The sequence below is a fragment of the Nostoc sp. UCD121 genome (assembly GCF_014222285.1).
In the GTDB taxonomy this organism is placed as follows: Bacteria; Cyanobacteriota; Cyanobacteriia; order Cyanobacteriales; family Nostocaceae; genus Nostoc.
In genome coordinates this window covers 1-4,778 of sequence record NZ_JACKZS010000351.1, presented here as the reverse complement: position 1 = coordinate 4,778, position 4,778 = coordinate 1, and the positions used below count along the sequence as shown (strand labels likewise).

Genomic DNA, 4,778 nt, shown 5'->3' with positions numbered 1-4,778 from the left:
TTTTTTAGATAGGGTAATATATTTAGATAACTATTTAACGATTAAAGTATATTACAAAATATTTACATTAATGTGAGCGAATACTTTTATATAAAGTCAACAATTACAAAGAAATATTTCGTTTTTTATATCGATTTGTGTCATATAAGCGATAAAATGCCTACTGGGTAAGCGTTTTCTGATAAAAAACAGATATTGCCTAAAGATCACAAGTTACCTGTGGCTGATGATGCCGCTAGGAACTTTCAGAGAGAACACGCATCAAAGGAGCCGAAGAAGCATGTTCACACACGTCAAGTCCACCATTAGACACATTGCGCCTGATAACTTACGCGGACGTAGTTTAATCAAGGTGGTCTATGTCGTGCTTGAGTCCCAGTACCAGAGCGCATTGTCGCAAGCAGTTCGCACGATTAACGCGAACAATCCCAACTTGGCGATTGAAATCAGCGGGTACTTGATTGAGGAACTCCGCGACCCCGAAAATTACGAGGAGTTCAAACGAGAAATTGAGAATGCGAATATCTTCATCGCTTCCCTCATTTTCATCGAAGACTTAGCACAAAAAGTTGTAGCAGCAGTAGAACCACACCGCGATCATCTCGATGTTTCCGTTGTCTTTCCCTCAATGCCAGAGGTAATGCGCCTGAGTAAAATGGGCAGCTTTTCCTTAGCACAGTTGGGTCAGTCAAAAAGTGCGATCGCCCAATTCATGCGGAAACGCAAAGAAAAATCCGGTGCAGGATTCCAAGATGGGATGCTGAAGCTTTTGCGAACCCTACCGCAAGTGCTGAAATTCCTACCTATGGATAAGGCACAGGATGCCCGAAATTTCATGCTCAGTTTTCAGTATTGGCTAGGTGGTTCTCCAGAAAACCTGGAAAACTTCTTGCTGATGCTAGCTGATAAATATGTATTTAAAGGTTTAGAAAAACAAAATTTTGCACCTTCTACGTATGAACAGCCGGTGGTTTATCCCGATTTAGGGATTTGGCATCCTTTGGCTCCCAATATGTTTGAAGATGTCAGAGAGTACCTCAATTGGTATACAGCTCGTAAGGATATTTCTAGCGATCTAAAAGATCCCTTAGCTCCTTGTGTCGGGTTAGTATTGCAACGCACTCACCTAGTTACAGGGGATGATGCCCATTATGTAGCAATGGTGCAGGAGTTAGAAGCATTAGGCGCACGGGTACTACCTGTGTTTGCTGGTGGTTTGGATTTCTCCAAGCCTGTTGAGGCTTACTTCTACGAACCAAATACCAACACACAGTTGGTAGATGCAGTGATATCGCTGACTGGCTTTGCTTTAGTGGGTGGCCCAGCCAGACAAGACCATCCCAAGGCAATTGAGGCACTTAAACGCTTAAACCGTCCTTATATGGTGGCGTTACCCTTAGTATTCCAAACCACAGAAGAGTGGATGGATAGCGATTTAGGGTTACATCCAATTCAAGTAGCTTTGCAAATTGCGATTCCTGAATTGGATGGGGCAATTGAGCCGATTATCTTATCGGGTAGAGATGGAACTACTGGCAAAGCGATCGCACTGCGCGATCGGGTTGAAGCTGTAGCCGAACGCGCCTTAAAATGGGCTAACCTCCGCCGCAAGCCGAAGCTGGAGAAAAAAGTCGCCATCACCGTTTTTAGCTTCCCGCCAGATAAAGGCAACGTTGGAACCGCCGCTTACTTGGATGTATTCGGTTCCATCTACGAGGTAATGAAAGCCCTCAAGAATAACGGCTACGACTTACCAGAATTGCCAGAATCAGCCGAAGCGTTGATGCAAGAAGTCATCCATGACGCTCAAGCACAGTACAATAGCCCAGAACTGAACGTTGCTTACAAAATGTCGGTTCCTGAGTATGAGGCGCTGACCCCCTACTCTCACCGCCTAGAGGAAAACTGGGGCCCACCTCCCGGACACCTTAACAGCGACGGGCAAAACTTGCTAATTTATGGTAAGCAATTCGGTAATGTCTTCATCGGTGTGCAACCAACATTTGGTTACGAAGGCGATCCGATGCGGCTGTTATTCTCCCGTTCAGCTAGTCCTCACCACGGTTTTGCTGCCTACTACACTTACCTAGAGCAAGTTTGGAAAGCTGATGCTGTACTACACTTTGGTACACACGGTTCCTTAGAATTCATGCCAGGTAAACAGATGGGGATGTCTGGAGACTGTTATCCAGATAACTTGATTGGCTCAATTCCCAACCTGTATTACTACGCAGCTAATAATCCGAGTGAAGCGACAATTGCCAAACGCCGGAGTTATGCCGAAACAATTTCTTACTTGACACCACCAGCAGAAAATGCTGGTTTGTATAAAGGTTTGAAGGAACTCAGCGAGTTAATTGCTTCCTACCAAACCTTGAAAGATAGTGGACGCGGTGTTTCCATTGTCAACAGCATCATGGATAAATGCCGGATCGTGAATCTGGATAAGGATATTCACCTGCCAGAAACCGATGCCAGAGACATGAGTGCTGATGAGCGGGATAATATTGTTGGCAACGTCTACCGCAAGTTGATGGAAATCGAGTCGCGGTTGTTGCCTTGTGGTTTGCACGTCATTGGTAAACCACCAAGTGCAGAAGAAGCGATCGCAACTCTTGTCAACATTGCTAGTCTAGATCGTCAAGAAGAAGGAATTCAAGGCTTGCCGGGAATTATCGCTAACAGCCTTGGACGTAACATTGACGATATTTACCAAAATAATGACAGAGGCATTTTAGAAGATGTCCAGTTATTGCAAGATATAACTTTGGCAACCCGTGCAGCAGTTACCGCCCTTGTCCAAGAGCAAATCGACGCGGAAGGACGAGTTTCTTTAGTTTCCCGGTTGAATTTCTTCAACATGGGCAAAAAAGAACCTTGGGTAGAATCATTGCATAAAGCAGGTTATCCCAAAGTCGATAACGCAGCCCTAAAACCCCTATTTGAGTATTTGGAATTCTGCCTAGAGCAAGTTTGTGCCGACAACGAACTCGGAGCATTACTCAGAGGCTTGGAAGGCGAGTACATCCTACCTGGCCCTGGTGGCGATCCCATCCGCAACCCGGATGTATTACCCACGGGTAAGAATATCCATGCTTTAGATCCGCAATCCATCCCAACAACAGCAGCAGTCCAATCAGCCAAAATCGTTGTAGACAGGCTTTTGGTACGTAACAAGGCAGAAAACGATGGAAAATGGCCAGAAACCATCGCCTGCGTCCTTTGGGGAACCGATAACATCAAAACTTACGGTGAATCCCTAGCGCAAATTATGTGGATGGTGGGCGTGCGTCCAGTTCCCGATGCCTTGGGACGGGTGAACAAGTTGGAATTGATATCTTTAGAAGAGTTGGGACGACCCAGAATTGATGTGGTAATCAACTGTTCTGGTGTATTCCGCGACTTGTTCATCAACCAAATGAACCTGCTAGACCAAGGCGTGAAGATGGCAGCCGAGGCGGATGAACCCTTAGAAATGAACTTTGTTCGCAAACACGCCTTGCTGCAAGCTGAGGAAATGGGGATTAATCTGCGTCAAGCGGCGACGCGCGTTTTCTCCAACGCTTCTGGTTCCTACTCGTCAAATATCAACTTGGCGGTAGAAAACAGCACTTGGGATAGCGAAGCCGAGTTGCAGGAAATGTATCTCAACCGGAAATCCTTCTCCTTCAATTCCGATAACCCCGGAATCATGGACGAATCCCGGCAGATTTTTGAAAGCACATTGAAAACTGCTGATGCAACTTTCCAAAATTTGGATTCTTCGGAGATTAGCTTAACGGACGTTTCCCACTACTTTGATTCAGATCCCACTAAGCTGGTGGCAAGTCTGCGCGGTGATGGTAAAAAACCAGCATCTTATATTGCAGATACAACCACAGCCAACGCCCAAGTGCGGACATTATCAGAAACCGTGCGTTTGGATGCGCGTACCAAATTATTAAATCCCAAATGGTACGAGGGGATGCTGTCTCACGGTTACGAAGGTGTGCGCGAACTCTCCAAGCGGTTGGTAAATACAACGGGTTGGAGTGCGACAGCCGGCGCTGTGGATAACTGGATTTATGAGGATACTAACGAAACCTTCATCAAAGATGAAGAAATGCAGAAACGGTTGTTGAACCTTAATCCCCATTCTTTCCGCAAGATTGTATCAACTTTGTTGGAAGTGAATGGACGCGGTTATTGGGAGACTAGCGAGGACAATTTAGATCGTCTGCGCGAGTTGTACCAAGAAGTTGAAGATCGGATTGAAGGGATAGACTAGGATTACATGGGCAGGCTTTATGCCTGCCTTAATAATGAGATAAGGTTAATTATGGATAATTGGCAAGATATTACTGATGATAGATTAGTAAGACCAATACATCCTGGCGAAGTAATTGCAGATATTTTAGATGATTTAGATATTAATACCGCAACTTTTGCAGTAATTTTAGGAGTATCTAATCAGACAATTCAGGAAATTATTCATGGACAAAGAGCAATTACAGTAGATATAGCAATACGTCTTGGTAAAGCTTTAGGAAATGGGGAAAGACTTTGGCTTAATCTTCAGCAAAAAGTTGAACTTTGGGATGCTTTGCAAAGCCATAAAGAAGAATATGAGCAAGTCATGACATTGGTTTAGAGGAATAAGTATCAGAGTATAGAATAGTACTACTAAGGCCGACATCTTGTCTGCCTTTAGCTTTTTATAAGTAGGGCTTGCTGAAAAAGTCGTATTTAAGCCAGATCAAGAATCAATTAACAATGCTTGTAAGTGAAAATATAATTTA

2 protein-coding genes are annotated in these 4,778 nt (G+C 44.5%); both read left to right on the top strand.

Going from position 1 to position 4,778, the window contains the following annotated elements:
• Positions 1-280 precede the first annotated feature (280 nt).
• Positions 281-4,267, top strand: coding sequence for a magnesium chelatase subunit H (locus GNF10_RS35290; RefSeq protein WP_185580597.1), 3,987 nt, complete (start codon positions 281-283; stop codon positions 4,265-4,267).
• Between the two features lie 51 nt (positions 4,268-4,318).
• Positions 4,319-4,630 (top strand): HigA family addiction module antitoxin, encoded by a 312-nt coding sequence (locus GNF10_RS35285; RefSeq protein WP_185580596.1) that lies wholly within the window; start codon positions 4,319-4,321, stop codon positions 4,628-4,630.
• Positions 4,631-4,778: the final 148 nt, after the last annotated feature.